The organism is Sphingobium sp. SJ10-10 (genome assembly GCF_036038995.2).
GTDB lineage: Bacteria > Pseudomonadota > Alphaproteobacteria > Sphingomonadales > Sphingomonadaceae > Sphingobium.
In genome coordinates this window covers 1,147,525-1,167,027 of record NZ_CP158132.1, presented here as the reverse complement: position 1 = coordinate 1,167,027, position 19,503 = coordinate 1,147,525, and the positions used below count along the sequence as shown (strand labels likewise).

18 protein-coding genes are annotated in these 19,503 nt (G+C 63.1%); 9 read left to right on the top strand and 9 right to left on the bottom strand.

The features are described 5' to 3' along the window. Positions 1-277 precede the first annotated feature (277 nt). From VVT58_RS05550 to miaA, 6 genes are all read right to left on the bottom strand, one after another. Positions 278-901, bottom strand: coding sequence for a YceI family protein (locus VVT58_RS05550; RefSeq protein WP_327754400.1), 624 nt, complete (start codon positions 899-901; stop codon positions 278-280). 138 nt (positions 902-1,039) lie between these two features. Beyond that, positions 1,040-2,059 (bottom strand): ketol-acid reductoisomerase, encoded by a 1,020-nt coding sequence (ilvC, locus tag VVT58_RS05545; protein ID WP_327754399.1) that lies wholly within the window; start codon positions 2,057-2,059, stop codon positions 1,040-1,042. Positions 2,060-2,214: 155 nt separating this feature from the next. Continuing rightward, positions 2,215-2,730, bottom strand: coding sequence for an acetolactate synthase small subunit (gene ilvN / locus VVT58_RS05540; RefSeq protein WP_066557311.1), 516 nt, complete (start codon positions 2,728-2,730; stop codon positions 2,215-2,217). Beyond that, a complete protein-coding gene (locus VVT58_RS05535) occupies positions 2,730-3,074 on the bottom strand; it encodes a hypothetical protein (protein WP_327754398.1) in 345 nt (114 codons plus the stop codon). The genes ilvN and VVT58_RS05535 overlap by 1 nt, the downstream gene beginning before the upstream one ends. 10 nt (positions 3,075-3,084) lie before the next feature. Then, a complete protein-coding gene (locus VVT58_RS05530; RefSeq protein WP_327754397.1) occupies positions 3,085-4,833 on the bottom strand; it encodes an acetolactate synthase 3 large subunit in 1,749 nt (582 codons plus the stop codon). Positions 4,834-4,933: 100 nt separating this feature from the next. After that, complete coding sequence (gene miaA / locus VVT58_RS05525; RefSeq protein WP_327754396.1) at positions 4,934-5,893, bottom strand: tRNA (adenosine(37)-N6)-dimethylallyltransferase MiaA; 960 nt, start codon at positions 5,891-5,893, stop codon at positions 4,934-4,936. Here miaA and serB point away from each other — a divergent pair. The 4 genes from serB to VVT58_RS05505 all read left to right on the top strand — a co-directional run bounded on the left by serB (position 5,892) and on the right by VVT58_RS05505 (position 9,792). After that, positions 5,892-6,770: a phosphoserine phosphatase SerB gene (serB, locus tag VVT58_RS05520; protein ID WP_327754395.1), complete on the top strand. Its 879-nt coding sequence runs from the start codon at positions 5,892-5,894 to the stop codon at positions 6,768-6,770. The genes miaA and serB overlap by 2 nt on opposite strands. A 218-nt stretch (positions 6,771-6,988) precedes the next feature. Then, on the top strand, positions 6,989-7,249 hold the full coding sequence (locus VVT58_RS05515; RefSeq protein WP_066557323.1) for a hypothetical protein: 261 nt from the start codon (positions 6,989-6,991) through the stop codon (positions 7,247-7,249). A 71-nt stretch (positions 7,250-7,320) separates the two neighbouring features. Next, entirely contained in the window at positions 7,321-8,802 is a 1,482-nt protein-coding gene (locus VVT58_RS05510) for a L,D-transpeptidase family protein (protein ID WP_327754394.1), read from the top strand. 229 nt (positions 8,803-9,031) lie between these two features. After that, positions 9,032-9,792, top strand: a protein-coding gene (locus VVT58_RS05505) for an IS5 family transposase (RefSeq protein WP_351999964.1) whose coding sequence is annotated in 2 segments (ribosomal slippage) — positions 9,032-9,359 and positions 9,359-9,792 — 762 coding nt in all. Because the reading frame shifts where the segments join, the coding sequence is not laid out codon by codon here. 18 nt (positions 9,793-9,810) lie between these two features. On the opposite strand, the gene ruvX is transcribed toward VVT58_RS05505, so the two are convergent. Both ruvX and VVT58_RS05495 read right to left on the bottom strand, forming a co-directional pair. Beyond that, positions 9,811-10,281, bottom strand: coding sequence for a Holliday junction resolvase RuvX (gene ruvX, locus VVT58_RS05500; RefSeq protein ID WP_327754608.1), 471 nt, complete (start codon positions 10,279-10,281; stop codon positions 9,811-9,813). Positions 10,282-10,283: 2 nt separating this feature from the next. Beyond that, a complete protein-coding gene (locus tag VVT58_RS05495; RefSeq protein WP_327754609.1) occupies positions 10,284-11,402 on the bottom strand; it encodes a DUF3089 domain-containing protein in 1,119 nt (372 codons plus the stop codon). Between the two features lie 107 nt (positions 11,403-11,509). On the opposite strand from VVT58_RS05495, the gene gatC reads away from it, so the two are divergent. Genes gatC through VVT58_RS05470 form a run of 5 tightly spaced genes read left to right on the top strand, consistent with a single transcriptional unit; the run spans position 11,510 to position 16,068 of the window. Further along, positions 11,510-11,797: an Asp-tRNA(Asn)/Glu-tRNA(Gln) amidotransferase subunit GatC gene (gene gatC / locus VVT58_RS05490; RefSeq protein ID WP_046765720.1), complete on the top strand. Its 288-nt coding sequence runs from the start codon at positions 11,510-11,512 to the stop codon at positions 11,795-11,797. Further along, positions 11,797-13,281: an Asp-tRNA(Asn)/Glu-tRNA(Gln) amidotransferase subunit GatA gene (gatA, locus tag VVT58_RS05485; RefSeq protein ID WP_327754610.1), complete on the top strand. Its 1,485-nt coding sequence runs from the start codon at positions 11,797-11,799 to the stop codon at positions 13,279-13,281. Before gatC ends, gatA begins: the two co-directional genes overlap by 1 nt. Beyond that, positions 13,282-13,611: a hypothetical protein gene (locus VVT58_RS05480; RefSeq protein ID WP_327754611.1), complete on the top strand. Its 330-nt coding sequence runs from the start codon at positions 13,282-13,284 to the stop codon at positions 13,609-13,611. Between the two features lies 1 nt (position 13,612). Next, on the top strand, positions 13,613-15,130 hold the full coding sequence (gatB, locus tag VVT58_RS05475; RefSeq protein ID WP_327754613.1) for an Asp-tRNA(Asn)/Glu-tRNA(Gln) amidotransferase subunit GatB: 1,518 nt from the start codon (positions 13,613-13,615) through the stop codon (positions 15,128-15,130). Between the two features lie 53 nt (positions 15,131-15,183). After that, complete coding sequence (locus tag VVT58_RS05470) at positions 15,184-16,068, top strand: hypothetical protein (RefSeq protein WP_327754614.1); 885 nt, start codon at positions 15,184-15,186, stop codon at positions 16,066-16,068. A gap of 192 nt (positions 16,069-16,260) precedes the next feature. Here the strand turns inward: VVT58_RS05470 and VVT58_RS05465 are convergent, their stop codons facing one another. Then, positions 16,261-19,470, bottom strand: coding sequence for an autotransporter domain-containing protein (locus VVT58_RS05465; RefSeq protein ID WP_327754615.1), 3,210 nt, complete (start codon positions 19,468-19,470; stop codon positions 16,261-16,263). Positions 19,471-19,503: the final 33 nt, after the last annotated feature.

Sequence of the window (19,503 nt, the reverse complement as noted above, 5' to 3'; positions counted from 1 at the left end):
AATGACTTCTCTGCAATCGAGCGGCTGCAGCCTGCCCGGTGGTACGACTATCTGCTTGAATGTGCCCTTAGGCGTATTGCCGCGTCATTCAAGCGAAGAGCAGCACAAAAACCACGCCTAAGGGCGTGTAAGTCGTAGCAGAGGAAGAAGCGCACGCTGCATGATGGGATGGCCATAGCCTGAATCGGCAGGGAAGCGCAAGCGTCGCTGACAAGAGGGATGGGTTAGAGGGAGCCTGTCAACTCCCCTCCCGCCTGCGGGAGGGGAGCGTGAAGTCTTATTTCTGGAAGGCTGCGACGATCTTCAATTCCACATTGTCGCCAACCATGGGCACGCCATAACCCATGTTGAAATCGCTGCGCTTGATCGTGGTCGTAGCAACGAAGCCCACATTCTCCTTGCCGCCCATCATCGCCGGAGCCTTGCCCGCGCCGTAGAATTCGGTGTCGAGCGTCACCGGCTTGGTGATGCCCTTGATCGTGAGATTGCCGCTGATTTCCGCTTCGGTGCCCTGAACCTTCACGCCGGTCGACACGAAGGTCGCCTTGGGGAATTTGGCGGAATCGAAAAATTCCGGCTTCATCAGATGCTCGTCGAGCTTGGTGATGCCGGTCTTCAGGTTCGTCACCGGAACCTCCACCGAAACCTTGGCGGCGGACGGGTTCTTCGGATCGAGCGTCAGCGTGCCGGTCGATTCGGAAATGACGCCCATATTGTTGGAAAAGCCCATATGGTCATAGGCGAAGACGATCTGGGTATGGCCGGGGTCGATCGTATAGCTACCCCCCGTGACGCGCGCGGCGTCCTTTGCGCCGGGCGCCGCGGGCATTTGCTGGGCGACGACGACGCTGCCGCCGGCAAGGGCGATGAGCGCGGCGGCGGGGATCAGATATTTGCGCATGAAGGATATTCTCCGGAAACGTTCAAGGGACGCCGCCAGAATAGGCAACGTCCCCTGATTGTTCCAGAGCCGTAACCGGAAACAAAGGGTTACCGGTTGAGACCTCTTTCCCCATAACTGGGGAAAGAGGAAAAGGGCTTAGTTCTTGTCCTTGTCGACCAGCTTGTTCGCGCCGATCCAGGGCATCATGGCGCGAAGCTTAGCGCCGGTTTCCTCGATCGGGTGGCGCTGGGCGGCGATACGGCTGGCCTTGAGTTCCGGCTGGCCGGCGCGGTTGTCGAGCACGAAGTCCTTGACGAAACGGCCCGACTGGATGTCGGCCAGAACGCGCTTCATTTCCTTCTTCGTTTCTTCGGTGATGATGCGCGGACCGGTCTTGATATCGCCATATTCGGCGGTGTTCGAGATCGAATAGCGCATGTTGGCGATGCCGCCTTCATACATCAGGTCGACGATCAGCTTCAGCTCGTGTAGACATTCGAAATAGGCCATTTCGGGGGCATAGCCGGCCTCGACCAGTGTTTCGAAACCGGCCTGGACCAGCGCGGTCGCGCCGCCGCACAGAACCGCCTGCTCGCCGAACAGGTCGGTTTCGCATTCCTCGCGGAAGTTGGTTTCGATGATGCCCGAACGGCCGCCGCCGACGCCTGAGGCGTAGGAGAGGGCGATGTCATGCGCGTTGCCGGTCGCGTCCTGATGAACGGCGATCAGGCAGGGCACGCCGCCGCCGCGCTGATATTCGCTGCGGACGGTATGACCCGGACCCTTGGGCGCGATCATGATCACGTCGACGTCGGCACGCGGCTCGATCAGGCCGAAATGAACGTTGAGGCCGTGCGCGAAGGCAAGCGCGGCGCCGGGGCGCAGATTGGCGTGGATGTCGGTGGCGTAGATGGCAGCCTGATGCTCGTCGGGTGCCAGGATCATGAGCACGTCGGCCCAGGCAGCGGCGTCAGCGTTCGACAGCACCTTGAAACCGGCACCTTCGGCCTTCTTGGCGCTGGGCGAACTGGGGCGCAGGGCGATGGCGACTTCGGTGACGCCCGAGTCACGCAGGTTCTGGGCATGGGCGTGGCCCTGGCTGCCATAGCCGAGGATGGCGACCTTCTTGCCCTTGATCAGGCCGATGTCGGCGTCGCGGTCGTAATACACCTTCATTTGACGTTCCTTCTTTCAGTTCGGTCGGCGCCTTGCGGAGCCTGGATTTGCGGTGAGGGGAACCACCTGCGCGCGGGGGAGGGGTTTTCGCCCTCACCCTCCCACCGCTGCGCGGTAGGCCCCTCCCTCTCCCGGTGGGAGAGGGGTTATTGCTGTCAGTTCGGCTCCTTGCCTCGGATCAGGCCGACGACGCCGGTGCGGCCGACCTCGACCAGTCCGATTTGCCGCATCAGGCCGATGAAATTATCGATCTTCTCGGTCGTGCCGGTGATCTCGAAGATGAAGCTCTCGATCGTCGTGTCGACCACTTTGGCGCGGAAAACGTCGGCCAGGCGCAGCGCCTCGATCCGGTCCTCGCCCGTGCCGGCGACCTTGACCAGCGCCAGTTCGCGCTCGACGAAGGGGCCGTTTTCGGTGAGGTCGGTGACCTTGTGCACCGGCACCAGCCGGTCGAGTTGCGCCATGATCTGGTCGATCACCTTGGGCGGGCCGCTGGTGACGATGGTGATGCGGCTGATCGCATGATCGGGGGTGATGTCCGCCACGGTCAGGCTGTCGATATTATAGCCGCGCGCGGTGAACAGACCCGCGATGCGCGCCAATATGCCCGCTTCGTTGGAAACCATCAGCGACAGGACGTGCCGCTCACTCAGTTCTTCCTGAATATGCATCAGTTCGTTCCGTTATCCGCTTCTTCGCGCTCATGGCGCTGCGAAATCATGCCCGTAAAGGCGTAGTGCCAACTGCCGTCATCCCTGTGCGCGAGACGTACCGGGAAACCCGCAATCGCATCGAACATCCGATTGAGATGCTCGCCTACATAACGTGGGCTGACCAGCAAGCGGCCGATATGGCGCTCATGAAAATCGAAGCCCGCATCCAGATGAACTTCCCAATCCTCATTCTCCGGATCGGCATGATCCACCGTCCAGCCCGTCAGTTCCGACGTGCCTGCGATCCGTTCGAAGTCGAACGGTTCGCTCACATGAATGCGGAGCTTCAGGTGCCCAGTCACTGTATCGCTCTCACACCAGCGCCTTCGCCTCATCCGACATGATGCCTTCGACCTGGCTGGGGTCGAGCAGCATTTCGGTATGCGCCGCGCCCGACGGGATCATCGGGAAGCAGTTGGAAAGCTTCGCCACGCGGCAGTCCACGATCACCGGGCCGGGCGTGTCGATCATCTGACGGATGCCCGCTTCCAGTTCCTGCGGTCCTTCGATGCGGATGCCGGTCCACCCGTAAGCTTCCGCCAGCTTCACGAAGTCGGGCAGGCTGTCCGAATAGCTGTTGGAATAGCGGCTTTCATAGGTCAGTTCCTGCCACTGGCGGACCATGCCCATATATTCATTGTTCAGGATGAAGATCTTGACCGGCAAGCGATATTGGCTGGCGGTGCCCATTTCCTGGATGTTCATCTGGATCGAGGCATCGCCCGCGACGCAGACGACCAGGCTGTCGGGATTGCCCAACTGCGCACCGATGGCGGCCGGAAAGCCATAGCCCATGGTGCCCAAGCCCCCGGAGGTCAGCCATTTATTGGGCGCATCGAAGCTGAAATGCTGCGCCGCCCACATCTGGTGCTGACCGACTTCGGTGGTGATGATGACGTCCTTGGCCGATCGCGAAGCCTTGTAGAGCTGGGCGATCGCCTCCTGCGGCATGATCTCCTCGCGGCTTTCCGGATAGGCCAGGCTGTTGCGCGCGCGCCAGCCGTCGATCCGTGCCCACCATTCGGTGAGGGCCGCCGCCTTGTGGCCGCGATCCTTCCAGAGCGCGATCATGTCGGTGAGGGCGCTGGCGACATCAGCGATGATCGGCAAGTCCACCTCGACCGTCTTGTTGATCGAGCTGCGGTCGATGTCGATATGGATCTTCTTCGCATGGGGTGCAAAGGCATCCAGCCGCCCGGTCACGCGGTCGTCGAAGCGGGCGCCGACGCAGATCATCAGGTCCGCCTTGTTCATCGCCCAATTGGCTTCATAGGTGCCGTGCATGCCCAACATGCCCAGCCACTGGCCGGATGAAGCGGGAAAGGCACCCAGACCCATCAACGTCGATGTGACCGGAGCGCCGGTCAGCGCCGCGATCTCGCGCAGCAGTTCGCTCGCTTCCGGGCCGGAGTTGATGACGCCGCCGCCGGTATAGAAGATCGGCCGTTCGGCAGCCGCCAGCATCTCGACCGCGTGGGCGATGGCGACCGGGTCCGCCTTGGTCTGCGGGCGGTAGCTGGCATGCTCGAAGCTTTCCGGTTTCTTATACGGGGCGGTCGCGATCTGGACATTCTTCGGAATGTCGATGACGACAGGACCGGGGCGACCGGTGGTGGCGATATGGAACGCCTCATGGACGACGCTGGCCAGTTTGCCGGGCGACTTCACCAGATAATTATGCTTGGTGCAGTGGCGCGTGATGCCGACCGTGTCGGCTTCCTGGAAAGCGTCGGTGCCGATGAGCTGCGTCGGCACCTGGCCGGTGATGACGACCATCGGGATGGAATCCATCAGCGCGTCGGTGATGCCCGTGACGGCGTTGGTCGCGCCGGGGCCGGAAGTGACGAGCACGACGCCCGGCTTGCCTGTCGAGCGGGCATAGCCCTCCGCCATATGGGTCGCGCCCTGTTCGTGGCGGACGAGTATGTGGCGGATCTTCGGATGATTGAAGAGTGCGTCATAGATGGGCAGCACCGCGCCGCCCGGATAGCCGAACACGACCTCGACCCCCAGGTCGATCAGGCACTCAACCAATATGTCCGCGCCGCTCTTTTCGGCCACGATAGATCCTTCCGTTGGATATTTGCTGCGCCCTCTGCTCCAGAAGCGGACCGAAGGCAAGGCGGCTGCCATTATTAGACATAAAATGGCAAGTCAACCGCTAATGTTGTAATTTAATTACCAATTCATCTGCTATTTTGTCATCAATCTGCCGTGTTTCCCGCGCCCAGTGCGCCGGAGGCTGGCGGGAAAACCAGGTATATTGCCGTTTGGCATATTGGCGGGTCGCGATCCGGCCGCGCTCAAGCATCGCCTCGCGGTCGATTTCTTCCGCCAGCCAGGCGGCGATCTCCGGCACGCCGATGGCGCGCATGACGGGGAGGTCGGGGGAAAGATTTCGGGCGAGCAGGGCTTCGACTTCCGCTACGGCTCCTTCATCTACCATCTGCTCGAAACGCAGGTCGCAGCGGGCTATCAGCCAGTCGCGGGGGGGCAGCAGGATCATGGGCGAGAGCGTGATCCGGTCGCCTATGCCGCCGGTCTTGTGCTGTTGCCATTGCGCGAGGGGCTTGCCGGTCGAGCGGACCACCTCCAGCGCGCGGGCGACGCGGGTGGTGTCGGCCGGGGCGAGGCGGGCGGCCGCTTCGGGGTCTTCCTTCGCCAGCGCGGCATGGGCCTGCGCCACCGGCATGGCGCGGATGGCTGCGCGGATGGCGGGGTCTATGTCCGGGACCGGGGCGATTCCGTCGAGCAGCGTGCGCAGGTAGAGGCCGGTGCCGCCGACGAGGATGGGCAAATGCCCTGCCCCATGCGCCTTGTTCACTTCGGCGCGGGCTTCGGCGGCCCAGCGGGCGGCGGTGCAGGCTTCGCGGCCGTCGATATGGCCGAAAAGGCGGTGTGGGACGCCGGTCATCTCCTCTTCGCTCGGGCGGGCGGAAAGAATCTGGAGGTCGGCATAGACCTGGCTGGCGTCGGCGTTGATGACGATGCCGTTCGCCGCGCGGGCAAGGCGAAGCGCAAGCGCGCTCTTGCCGCTGGCGGTAGGCCCGGCAATAAGCGCGACGCGCGGGCGGGATTCGCCCCCCATTTTTTCAGGGTCTGTTGTTGTGGGAGTATCCATGTTCGTTGCGACCTTAGTGGCAAGTGGCGCCTTGAGTCAGGAAGATATTGCCGAAGCTGTCGGGCGGCTGGCCACGGCGGGTTGCGCGCCGGTGGATAGCAAGTGGCTGGACGAGGGCAAGGCGGCGGACATTTTCTTCGGGAGCGATCCGATCGCGGGGCGGGCCGCGCTGACCGGCATTGGCGACAAGGTGGATGTGATCGTTCAATCGGCAGAGGGCCGCGAGAAGAAGCTGCTGATCGCGGACATGGATTCCACCATGATCACCGTCGAGTGCATCGACGAATTGGCCGACTATGCCGGGATCAAGGCACAAATTGCCGAAATCACCGAGCGGGCGATGCGGGGCGAACTCGACTTTGCGGGCGCGTTGCATGAGCGGGTGGCCTTGCTCAAGGGGCTGGCGGATGCGGCCATCGACCAATGCCGGACCGAGCGGGTGAAGATCATGCCGGGCGCCAGGACTCTGGTGCGCACGATGAAGGAGAGGGGGGCAAAGACCCTGCTCGTATCGGGCGGCTTTACGCGCTTCACCGGACCTGTGGCGGAGGAAATCGGCTTCGATGCCGCCGTCGCCAATGTGCTGGAGATCGCGGACGGCGCTTTGCTGGGCACGGTCACTGCGCCGATCGTGGACGCGGCACGCAAAAGGGCCGAACTGGAGGCGGCGATCGAAGGCGGGATCGACCGGACCTTGACCCTGGCCGTGGGCGACGGCGCCAACGACATTCCGATGATCCAGGGGGCCGGGCTGGGCGTTGCCTATCATGCCAAGCCCAAGACCCGGGAAGCGGCTGCGGCAGAGATCGTGCATGGCGATCTGTCCGTACTGCTTTACGCGCAGGGCGTATCTTCGGCGGAGTGGGTCGAGGGCTGAAGCTTCCCTTACGCGGTTCGTGCTCCTGCCCTCGCAGGAGCGCGTTGCTATTGAAGGCCGCGCCGCCAAAACGGTTAATCGCTGATTAGGCACGATTCGTCGTCATTGCGGGCGAGTAATGGAATCGAATTCAATGCCCGGTCGTTACACTTGCGCTGCAATCCGCAGCGTCCAAATTCTAGCCGGCGCACGGTCCTCGTAGCGCCAAGGGAGAGGGTATGAAGATCAGGTTATTGGCGCTTCTCGGCGGCACGGCGCTCGCATTGAGCGCATGCGCGTCGACGAAGGATGAACCTGTCGCTCCTGCGCCGCCGGTCGGCCCCGGCGCGATCAGCGGCACCGTTGCGGCGGACCGCAACGGCGATGGCATCGTCGACGGCTATTATTCGCCGGACGGCATGTATCATGAGGTTCAGGGTCCGCCCTGCCCGCCGCCTCCGCCACCTCCGCCGCCCTCGCGTCGTGGAGAACGCGGCTGACAAAGGCATATTTTCGGGCGCGGCAGCGATGCCGCGCCCCCTTCCTTCGGACGATTCTGGTTCCAGCGCTGATGCTTGCCGCATGGCCTGGACAAGTCATCGCACAACCCAGTGCCGCTTCGGACACCGCGCGCACCAGCGTGGCGGCGGAAATCCGTTCGTCTGTCGGTGGGAAGCTCAGGGATTTCTACGGCCCTCGCGGCTATTGGCCGCTCTGGATCGAGAAGGACAGGGTTGGTCCGCAAGGCGATGCGCTGATCGCTCTGATCGAGAGCGCGGATGCGGATGGGTTGAAGCCCAGGGATTATGATTCCCGCGCCCTGAAAGATTTGATGAAGGAGGCTGGCGCGAGCGGCGATCCCAAGATGCTGGCACGGGCGGACCTCGCCTTTTCCAAGGCTTTCGCCGCTCTGGTGGGCGACATGCGCAAACCCTCGCGCAAAGTGAAGGTACGCTATCTCGACCCGGAGGTTGAACCGAAGGATGAGGAGCCGAAGGAGATTTTGCGCGCCGCTGCGGTGGCGCCATCCTTTGTCGACTATCTTCGGTCTGTCGGCTGGATGAGCCCCTTTTACGTGAAGCTGCGCGATGCGCGAGGGGGCTTTGCCAAGCGCTGGGCTGGCCTGCCGCGGGTTGCCGTGCCGACCGACGTGAGGCTGCGTCCCGGCATGAAGTCCGGTGCCGCGCCTCTTCGGCAGCGGCTGGGGCTGGACAATGGCGCAGCCTATGACAAGGCGCTGGTGGCAAAGGTGAAGGCCTTCCAGGGCGATCATGGCTTGAAGCCCGATGGCGTTGCGGGCGCGGCGACGATTCAGGCGCTTAATCGGGGCGACGACTATTATGACCGGCTGATTGCGCTCAACCTGGAGCGGACGCGGCTGCTGCCCGGCCCCTATGTGCGGCATGTGGTGGTGGACGCGGCTTCGGCGCGGCTCTGGTATTTCAGCAAGGGCGCGCAGGACGGCACGATGAAGGTCGTCGTCGGCGCGAAGGAAAGCCAGACGCCGATGATGGCGGGCATGGTGCGTTATGCGACGCTCAATCCCTATTGGAATGTGCCGTCCGACCTGGTCGAGCGGAAGCTGGCGCCCAAGATGCTGGCAGGGGACAGCTTCACGAAGAAACATTATGAGGCGCTGACGGATTGGAGCGCCAATGCGCAGAGGGTCGATCCGGCCAATATCGACTGGCGGGCAGTGGCCGATGGGCGCACCGAATTGCGCGTGCGGCAGCTTCCCGGTGGCGACAATGCCATGGGGAAAGTCAAGTTCATGTTCCCCAACGACCTGGGCATCTATCTGCACGACACGCCCTCCCGCGATCTGCTGGCGAAACCGGCGCGGCAGTTCAGCAATGGCTGTGTGCGGCTGGAGGATGCGCAACGGCTGGGACGCTGGTTCTTCGGGAAGCCGTTGACGGTCGACAGCGACAAGCCCGAGCAGCATGAACCGCTGCCCCAGCCGGTGCCGGTCTATCTGACTTATCTGACGGCAGTGCCTTCCGGGAACGGAGTGCAGTTCCTGCCCGATGTCTATGGGCGGGATGCCATGTAGCCAATGCTTCGTTCGAAACGAACGGAACTGGTTAGAGGGTTTTCTAAGCAGATAGAAACGGCAGTTCGGCGAAGCCAATCATCTGCTGACTCGGAAAACGCGGCAAAACAAAGGTTTAGAGCAGCCGATCCGATGCAATCGGGTCGGATTCTGCTCTAGGGCGTAGTGACATTTTAGGGATTCACGTCGTCGCCGATTTGTGATTCACCACTGGCTTTTGGAGGCTGGTGTGGAAGGCGAAGTGCTTCGGGACGATCAATGGGAGCGGCTGCGTGAGTTCGTTCCGGGGGGACGCAAGGGCAAGCGCGGCCCGCGCAGTAACGGGCGTTTGTTTCTCGATGCGTTGCTTTGGCTGGCCCGGTCAGGCGGACGCTGGCGTGATCTGCCGGAGAAGTTCGGCCCCTATCAGACGGCCAAGCGGCGTTATTATCGCTGGGTCCAGCAGGGCGTGATCGACCGGATCTTCGAGGCCGTGTCGGATGATCCCGACATTGAGTGGCTGGCGATCGATGCGACTGTGATCCGCGCTCAGGCCCAGGCGGCTGGGGCACGGGTTAAAAGGGGGGCGCTCAAGCCCAGGCTCTCGGCCGCTCGCGAGGAGGGTTCGGCACCAAAGTACACGCCGTAGTCGATGCACTTGGCTTGCCGATCCGCTTCATCCTCGGCCCCGGTCAGCAGAACGACATGGCACCCGCCCATGATCTGATCCGCGGCATCCCGGCCGGCAAGGTTCTGGCTGACCGCGCCTACGATGCCGACAGCCTGCACGACCTCATCTACGAGCAAGGCGGCGAACCGGTCATCCCGCCTCGCCGCCATCGCAAATATCAACATCCCTACGACCGCATCGCCTACAAACACCGCTGGGGCATTGAGGGCTTCTTCGCCAAGCTCAAACAATGGCGACGCATCGCCACCCGCTATGACAAGCTCGCCGCAAACTTTCTCGGCTTCGTCAAACTCGCCAGCATCATGCTATGGCTCAAATGATTAAATCGTCACTACAACCTAGAAGCCAGCCATCAACCCGTCGATCGCGCCTTGCAGGATATAACTCGCTGCAAGCTTGTCGACCAACTCATCCCGACGGGCTCGGCTGGCGTCGGCTTCGAGCAGGGTGCGCGTCACCGCCTGGGTAGACCAGCGCTCGTCCCAAAGCAGGATGGGCAGGCTCAGATCCGCTATGTTCCGGGCAAATGCGCGACTGGCCTGGCTGCGCGGGGACTCGCTGCCGTCGAGGTTGAGCGGCAGGCCGATCACCACGCCCTTCACCTGCTGCTGTTCCATGAATGCGGTGAGCGCGATCTTGTCCTTGGTGAACTTGCCCCGGCTGATGGTATGGGCGGGGCTGGCGATGGACCAGCCCGCGTCGCACAGCGCGAGGCCGATGGTCTTGGTGCCGACATCCAGCCCGATCAGGCGGCCGCCATGAGGCAAGGCTTCGCGAAAGGCCGCGCGGTCGGCAGTCAGGATGGACATGGTTACTTCTTCAGAAAGACGGCGAGCCGTTGCTTTGCGTCCTCGCGGACGTCGGCCCAGAACAGGGCATAGTCATACACATGATAGTTGTTGCCCGGCAAGGTGAACGGACCCATGTCGACCGGCTCCCCGATCATCAGCACCCCGCTGGTGTCGCAACGGGCCGGAACTATGCCGGGGACCAGCCGGGTCGGCTTGTCGGCATCGCGGGCGTCCAGCGTGCCGCGATTGGCGCTGGCCGGGGCGGCTCCGTTGAAGGCGCCGGTGATCGGATTGGTGCAGAGCATGTGCGTGCCCTTGTGGGGCGTGCCGGTGAAGCTGGGCTTGCGCTCGAAGCTTTCGATCACGGCGGAGGGATCGGCCGGTTCGGCATAGCTTTGCCAGCTTACGATGCAGTGCGACTGGTCGCGCCGCGCGCAGGCGGGAAGGCCGAGGGCAGGGAGGTCCGCCTCGACCGAGATCGGCCAGCCCACGGCGTAAACGGCCGCGATGCGATCGGCGACGGGCTTGCCGGCGACCTGCTCGCGCAGAAGCTTGAGCAGATGGAGAGACCCCTGACTATGTGCGGCAAGGATCAGCGGGCCATCGGGATTGGCCTTGAGGAAGGCGGCAAAGGCTTGGGCGACGTCGCGATAGGCGGCGGCGAGGGATTGATCGCCGGCGGGCTTGTCGGTCAGGAAGGCGCCGTAATTGGCCTGGCGATAACGTGGCGCCCAGATCGCGCCGACGGCGTTGAAGGCGCTCGCCTGATTCTTCACGAAACGGCTGGCGGTGGCGAGCGATTCCTGATCGTCCAGGCGCATGTTCCAATGCGCGTCGCCCAGCGTGGTGATGTAGGAGGTCGGGTGGATGAAGAAGACCGCCGCCTTTTCCGTTGGGGGGGCATCCTTCACTCCTTCCGGGGTCCAGAGCGCGGGATTGTCCTTCACGATGTCGGGGCGGGCGATCCACATTTTCGGATCGTCATAGGCGTTGGCGGGCAGTGGCGGAATTTGCGTAAAGGCTTCCCGCGGGACCATCACCGCACGGATCAACTGCATCCCCCAGATGCGATAGGCCAGCAATGCCGCGATCACCAGCACGATCAGGCCGGCGACGACATAGAGGAATTTGCGGGCCAACCGGCGCTCTCCATATTGGGTGCTATGCTGATGCGTCTCTGTCTGGCGCAAGCGTGACATGTGCGCAAGGACTTGAAGCCTGGGGACGCCAATGGTAGCGGCGGCGCATGTCGATAGACCTTCAAACCGTGAAAAAGATCGCCAGCCTTTCGCGCATTTCGGTAACGGATGCCGAAGCGGAGGCGATGGTGCCCGAACTCAACAACATCCTTGGCTGGGTGGAGCAACTGGGCGAGGTGGACGTGACCGGCGTCGAGCCGATGACCGCCGTCATCCCCAACCATCTGCGCCTGCGCGAGGATGCCGTCACCGACGGCAATGTCCGCGACAAGGTGTTGGCGAATGCGCCGCAAGCTGAACACGGCTTTTTCGCGGTGCCGAAGGTGATCGAATAATGGGCAATCTCACTGATCTTACCGTAGCAGAAATCCGTGATGGTTTCCGTGGCGGCAACTTTTCGGCGCGGGAAGTGGCGGAGGCGTTCAACGCCAATGTCGCTGCCGCCAAGGCGCTGAACGCCTTCATCGTCGAGACGCCGGAAAAGGCGCTGGAAGCCGCCGATGCGGCCGACAAGGCGAAGGCCGCAGGGGAGGCGTTGAAGCCGCTTTCGGGCGTGCCGATCGGCATGAAGGATCTGTTCTGCACCGAAGGCGTGCAGACCACAGCCGCTTCGCACATGCTGGAGGGTTTCAAGCCAACCTACGAGTCCACCGTTTCGAAGAAGCTGTGGGATGCGGGCGCGGGCATGTTGGGCAAGCTCAATCTCGACCAGTTCGCCATGGGTTCGTCCAATGAGACCAGCTATTTCGGCAATGTGATCTCGCCGTGGCGGCGCGGCGGTGGTGATAATGCCGCGCTGGCGCCCGGCGGCTCCTCGGGGGGTTCTTCGGCGGCGATTTCGGCGCGGCTGTGCCCGGCGGCGACTGGGACCGATACAGGCGGGTCTATCCGCCAGCCTGCCGCCTTCACCGGCATTTCGGGCATCAAGCCGACCTATGGCCGCTGCTCGCGCTGGGGCATCGTGGCCTTTGCCTCGTCGCTCGATCAGGCGGGGCCGATGGCGCGGACGGTGCGCGACAATGCGATCCTGCTGGAAAGCATGGCGGGCTTCGATCCCAAGGATTCGACTTCGCTCGATTTGGCCGTGCCGCAGTGGGAAGCCAATTTGTCGAGCAATCTCAAGGGTAAGAAGATCGGGATTCCCAAGGAATATCGCCCTGATGGCCTGAACGCGGAAATCTCCGCCATGTGGGATCGCGGCATTGAGTGGCTGAAGGATGCGGGCGCCGAGGTGGTGGAAGTATCGCTGCCGCACACCAAATATGCGCTGCCGACCTATTATATCATCGCGCCGGCCGAGGCTTCCTCGAACCTCGCCCGCTATGACGGCGTGCGCTACGGTCAGCGCGACCTGCCCGATGGGGCGGGCTTGCAGGACATGTATGCCGCCACCCGCGCCGCCGGTTTCGGGCCGGAGGTCAAGCGCCGCATCATGATCGGCACCTATGTGCTGTCGGCGGGCTTCTACGACGCCTATTATACGCAGGCGCAGAAGGTCCGGGCGCTGATCGCCCGCGATTTCGAGCAGGCGTTCGAGAAGTGCGACCTGCTGCTGACGCCGACCGCGCCGAGCGCCTCCTTCGCATTGGGCGAGAAGCAGGCCGATCCGCTCGCCATGTATCTGAATGACGTCTTCACCGTGCCGGCGTCGCTGGCGGGGCTGCCTGCGATGGCGGTGCCGGGCGGGCTGGACGCGCAGGGGCTGCCGCTGGGCTTGCAGATCATCGGCAAGGCGCTGGACGAGCAGACCGTGCTGAACGCGGGCCTAGCCATTGAGGAGCGTGCGGGCTTCACGGCACGGCCGGAGAAGTGGTGGTAGATGGAAGTCTCAACATTTACCGACTGGATAGCGTGGGGTGGACTAGTTGTTCCTTTGTGCGCTCTCGCTTGGTCGGCTGTTCAATATGTAACTAGTCAGCGCAGAGAGCAGGCATTTCGTGAGTTCGAGAAATTTTTTAGCCTGATGACGAAGCTTGGTAGCAAAGAAAATTCTCGCTTTGAAGCGGTAGCTATCCTTTATGAGCTAAGAAAATTCCCGCAGTATGCAGATGTTCTTGAGCGAACACTGCGTGGAATTGATACCGGTGGTCCGGACGCCGTCATGCTGAAAACAGAAATCGATCTGCTTTTAGAAAAGTTTGGTAAATAAGATGACTGAATCAACCTATCGCATTCAGGGCGCAACCGGCGAGTGGGAGGTCGTGATCGGCCTGGAAGTCCATGCGCAGGTGACGAGCCAGGCGAAGCTCTTTTCCGGCGCCGCCACGGCATTTGGCGCTGAGCCGAATACGCAGGTGTCGCTGGTCGACGCGGCCATGCCTGGCATGTTGCCCGTGCCGAACCGCGAGTGCATCCGGCAGGCGGTGCGCACCGGCATGGCGATCAATGCGCAGATCAACAAATGGTCGCGCTTCGACCGCAAGAACTACTTCTACGCGGACTTGCCGCAGGGCTATCAGATCAGCCAACTCTACCATCCGCTGGTGGGCGAGGGCGAGATCGAGATCAATCTCGATGAGAAGAACCCCGACGCCGAAACCAAGCGGATCGGTATCGAGCGCATCCATGTCGAGCAGGATGCGGGCAAGCTGATGCACGACCAGCATCCGACGCGCTCTTATGTCGACCTCAACCGTTCGGGCGTGGCGCTGATGGAAATCGTGTCGAAGCCCGATATGCGCTCGCCCGCCGAGGCTGGCGCCTATTTGTCGAAGTTGCGGACGATCCTGCGCTATGTCGGCTCGTGCGACGGCAATATGGATCAGGGCTCGATGCGCGCCGACGTCAACGTCTCGGTCCGCAAGCCGGGGCAAGAGTTCGGCACCCGCACCGAGACGAAGAACGTCAACTCCGTCCGCTTCGTCATGGCGGTGGTCGAATATGAGGCCAGCCGTCAGGTCGACGTGCTGGAGGCCGGCGGCAAGATTGTGCAGGAAACCCGCCTCTACGATCCGGACAAGAATGAAACGCGCTCCATGCGGTCGAAGGAAGACGCGCATGACTATCGCTATTTCCCCGATCCGGACCTGCTGCCGCTGGAATTGGACGACGCGTTTCTGGAGGATTGCCGACAGTCGCTGCCGGAACTGCCGGACGTCAAGCGCCAGCGCTATGAGCAGGATCTGGGGCTGTCCGCCTATAACGCCGCCACGCTGACCGCCGATGCCGACACCGCCCGCTGGTTCGAGGCGCTGCTGGCCGAAGGTGCGCGCATCCAGAAGAAGAGCGAGGGCGAAGTTGCCAAGGCATCGGCCAACTGGCTGCTGTCGGAGCTTTACGGCGCGCTCAACCGCCTGGGCAAGACGCTGGAGAACAGCCCGGTCGGGCCCGAGGAAGGCGCGGAACTGCTGGCTCTCGTTGCGGACGGCACGATTTCCGGCACGATCGCCAAGCAGGTGTTTGAGATCATGCTCGAAACCGGCGCCAAGGGAGAGATTTGGCGCGCGCCCAGGATTGTCGAGGAAAAAGGCCTGAAGCAGACCAGCGATACCGGCGCCATTGAAGCGGCCGTGGCCAAGATCCTCACCGACAATGCCGACAAGGTCGAGCAGTATAAGGCGGGCAAGGAAGCGCTGTTCGGCTTCTTCGTCGGCCAGACGATGAAGGCCATGCAGGGCAAGGCCAATCCGCAGGTCGTCAACGAACTGATCAAAAAGGCCTTGGGTTAAGCGACATGAAAGCCCGGCATGGGGATGCCGGGCTTTTTCTTTTGGGGGTTGGTATGAACAGGGGAATTTTGGCCGTGGGGCTTTGCCTTGCGGCGTGCGCGCTGTCCGCGACAGCGCGAGCCGAAACGCTCAATAACGAAAGCGTCGTGGCTTTGGTGACGGCGGGGTTGGGCGACGAGGCCGTCATCGCCAAGATCAAGGCGTCGCCTGCCCAATATAAGCTGTCCACCGACGATCTGATCGCGCTCAAGAAAAGCGGCGTGTCCGGCCCCGTCATCGCCGCGATGATCGAGGCGGGGTCACAGGGCATCACCTCTTCCAAAGCGGCGATGTCGGCGGACTCCCCCGATCCGATGGTCCCGCATCCATCGGGCATCTACATGCTGATGGAGGGCGCTTCGACCGCCCGCATGGCGCGGATCGACCCCACCATTTCCAACCAGAGCAAGACCGGCGGCATTTTGGGCTATGCGTTCACCGGCGGCATCGCCTCTCTCAGCATCAAGGCGGTCATTCCCAATGTCAGCGCCCGGATCGCATCGGGCAAGGCGCGGCCTATCTTTTATTTCTATTTCGACGAAGCCAATCGCAGCCTGTCGCAAGCGGGGACGCCTTCGCTCTGGCTGGCAGGCCCGGCGACCGCGATCACTTCGCCCAATGAATTCAGCCTGATACAGTTCGATGTGAAGAAGGATCGCCGCGAAACCCGCGTGGGCAGCATGAATCTGGGCGGCGCCAAATCCGGCGTGATGGACAAGGACCGCATCGCCTTCGACTATGAACAGGTCGCACCCGGCGTCTTCAAGGTCATGCCTAAGGCGGATCTGGGGGCGGGCGAATATGGCTTTCTTTATTCGGTCAGCGCCGGTTCCGGTCCCGGCATGTGGGGCGGGGGCACGGGCGGCGCGCGAATCTTCGATTTCGCGATCCGGCCCTGAAAGGCAAATAAAAGGGGCGCTGCCGGGGGAGGCAGCGCCCCTTCCGTTTAAGGCCATGACCCCGTGGGACCGGGTTTATGTCATGGCTGACTGGCGGGCCTGGGAGGGTCTGTGGGGTGCGGCCCGCCAATTCAAGAGTCGTCATTCCCGAGCCGGTGGATGTTCATCCGGCTCGAAATCACGCCTTAGACGTCACAGGATGAAGTTAACCGTCGCGCGTAAGGAGATGGCGACGTGATTTTGTTGTTGTTCCGCGCCGAATTCGCCGCCGACGCGGAAACTCTCGGTGCCGCCGATAAGGCGGGCGCGGCCGGTCCAGCCGCTGGTGCGTTTGTCGGCCACCAGGGTGAAGTCCTCGCCGCCGGTGAAATGCGCGGTGGTGTCGCCCAGTGATCCGCCGATGATCTGGCGACGGCCGCCTTCCAGCTCGAACCGCCTCCAGCCGTCCTCGCGGTTGAGGCTGCCGAAATCATAGCCAACCGTCACATTGCCGCTGGCGGTCAGTTCATCGCTGGTACGCCCCTCGACGATCAGGTTGAACGCGTCGCCACCGCCGGTTTCGCCATAGCCGTCTTCCTTGAGGCGGTAATAATCGATGCCGGCCGCCGGGCGCAGGGAGAAACGATTGAAGCGCATCTCATAGGAGCCGCCCGCCGTCGCGGATAACAGCTTGCCGGTCCAATTGCCGTCGGCGGTGCGAACGACGTCGCCGCTTTCGAAATGGCGGCTGCCGTCGAATTTGATATGGGCCGCCGACAGCCGGGCATAGGTCTGGAGCGGGCCAAAGTCGCCACGCCAGTGCGCCGCCAGTTCGAACTGGTCTGAATCGACCGCATTGTTGGTGCTGCCCGAAGAATCGCTGCCGTGAATATAGGCGAACGATCCGCCAAAGGCGCCGATTCCCGTTAGATACTCCGCGCCGAAGCTCGCTCCCCAGCCGTTGATGTCATAGGAAGCTGTGTCGCCCACGCTCTTGGAACTGCCGAACGCCATCTGTTGCAGCCAGAAGCCCAGATGGCCGTCGCCCGTGCGATAGATGCCTCCGGGGTCGGACAGGATGCGTGCGGTTGCCCGCGAACCCGCCGTCACTGCCTCGAACGCGCCGCCCGCATGGTCGGGCAGCATTTGTTGCAGATCGGCCTTCAGCGTGTCGCCGTCCGTGATAGCAAGATAGGTGCTGGCGAAGGCGCTGTCCTTGTCGAGCGCGTTGAAGACCGCGTCATAGGCCCGTGCCTGCGATCCGGTGAGGCCCAGTTCGGACACCGTCTTGGCGGCGATCGACAACGTCACCTCTCCGGTCGACGCGTTGCTGGCTATGGCGCCCTTGAACATATAGGGGATCAGCGTCGTGCTGGAGAGAGCGGGCGTGCCGCTCAGCGATCCGGCGCGGACGATGACATAATCGCCCTCCGATCCGACGACGCTGCTCAGCGTCGCCTTGACCTGCGCACCGCTGGCGAAGGTGGCGGCTCCGGCGACATCGTAGAGCGTGTTGGTGCCGTTGGCCGCGTCGATCGTGACGCCGATGACGGAGGAGCCGCCGACCGCCAGCGATGCCAGCGCGACCGTGCCCTTGTTGCTGGCGTTGAGCGTGCCGCCATTCAGGATGACCGCGGTGTTGGCGGCATTGCTGATCGCGCCGTTGAGCGCGGCCGTATCGGACAGGGTCAGGGTCGACGCGCTGCCGCCGAAATCCACTCCGCCATTGATCCGCGCGCTTCCCGCCAAGCCGAGGCTGGAACCGTTCCCGCCCAGCGTCACATTTCCTGCCAGGGTGGGGGCGCCGGACAGCGCCAGGCTGTTGCTACCCGCCCCCAGATCGACATTGCCCGTGATCGCGCCCGCGGAGACGGTCACGACATCGTTGCCCGACCCAAGCCGCACGTCGCCGCTGATCTTCGGCGCGGCCGCCGTCGCGGAGGCGAGCGATTGGGTCAGGGTGACGCCGCTGTTGTTGGCGGTCAGGTCTATGGCGACGTTCGATCCGGTCTTGCCGCCCGATGCCGTGATGGCGCCGCTATTGCTCAGGGTCGACACGGTGCCCGAGGAATCGAGAATGGCAATGGCCGTCCCCTTTTCAGCGCTGAGCGCCGTAGCGGCGATGGTGCCGCTGTTGACGATGGCGCGGCCCACGGCGCCCGCGTCGATCACCAGCGCATGCGCCGACGTCCCTGCCAGGTTGGAGCCGGTTGCGCCGATGGTGCCGCTGATCTGGATAGTATCGGCGTTCGTGCCGCTGCCCAGCCGGACGGCGGTCGCATTGCTGTCATAGGAAACCGCGCCGACCGATCCCGCGATCAACATGCCCTTGGCCAGCGTCACATTGCCGCCAAGCCCGCCGATGGCCAGGCCGTTTGCGGCGATGCCGTCATAAATGCCGTAACCCGCGATCGAGCCCTTGACGATCAGGCTATAGCCGGAGCTTTCCGCTACCACCGCGCCGATGCTCGTGTCGCTCGTGGCCGATCCGATCCGCACGGCGGCGGCGGAGCCATAGGTGATGACGGTGGCGGAACCCTCGCTGGCGTCGGTCAGCCCGTCATTGTCGACATCGGGCTTGGTGCTGTCGAGCGTCGGGGGAATGTCGAAGATCACGCCGCCCGTGACATTGCCCGCGATCGTCACCGCCGATCCGCCCTGCAGCAGATCGTCCGCGTCCAGTTTCGAAACGTCGGTGGGACGGGAGGTGGAGCGATAGCCGGTGCTGGTGATCGTGCCCTGGATCTTGACCGCCCCGGTGACATCGCCCTGCAGCGCTACGCCAACGCTGTTGGCACCCACCACTGCGGTCGTTCCACGGATCGTCACATTGCCGGTGACCGCATTCGCGCGCACGCCATAGCCATTGTCACCGATCACGCTGGTGGAGCCGCTGGTCGAGAGATTGCCCACCAGCGGGCCGTCGACGCGGATGCCGGCGGATTGATTGCCTTCGATGGTGATCGTGCCGTTGCTGTCGATATTGCCGCTATGCGCCGCGCCCGACTGGACCCAGATGCCGTTGCGGTTCGACCCCTTGGCGAAGGCGCCGTCCACATCGCCGTCGCTGTCGCTATCGGTGGCGGTATAATCCTCGTCCAGCGTGATCGTGCCGCTGTGCGTGATGTTGCCGCTGGTCCCCGCCGTCGTGAGAATCCCAGTCGCGCCGTCAGCGTTCGAAATCTTCAGCGTGCCGGCATTGCTCACCTTGTTGTTGCTGTCCTGGGTGATGGCGGTGCCGCTGGTCAGCGTGATCGAGCCTGTGGAGCTGACCGTCACGTCATCGGCCGAGCCATTCGCTGCGGTGGAGGTCTTGACGGCGGTGGTGGTGGCGGAACCGATAGTGGTTTCCGCTGCCGCCTCGGCCACTGTGAGGGCGGCCAGAACGGAAGCGATGGCCGTGCAGGCCAGTAGATTGCGCATGATGTCTCCTCTGCGTGCGCCCTTTTTAATCAG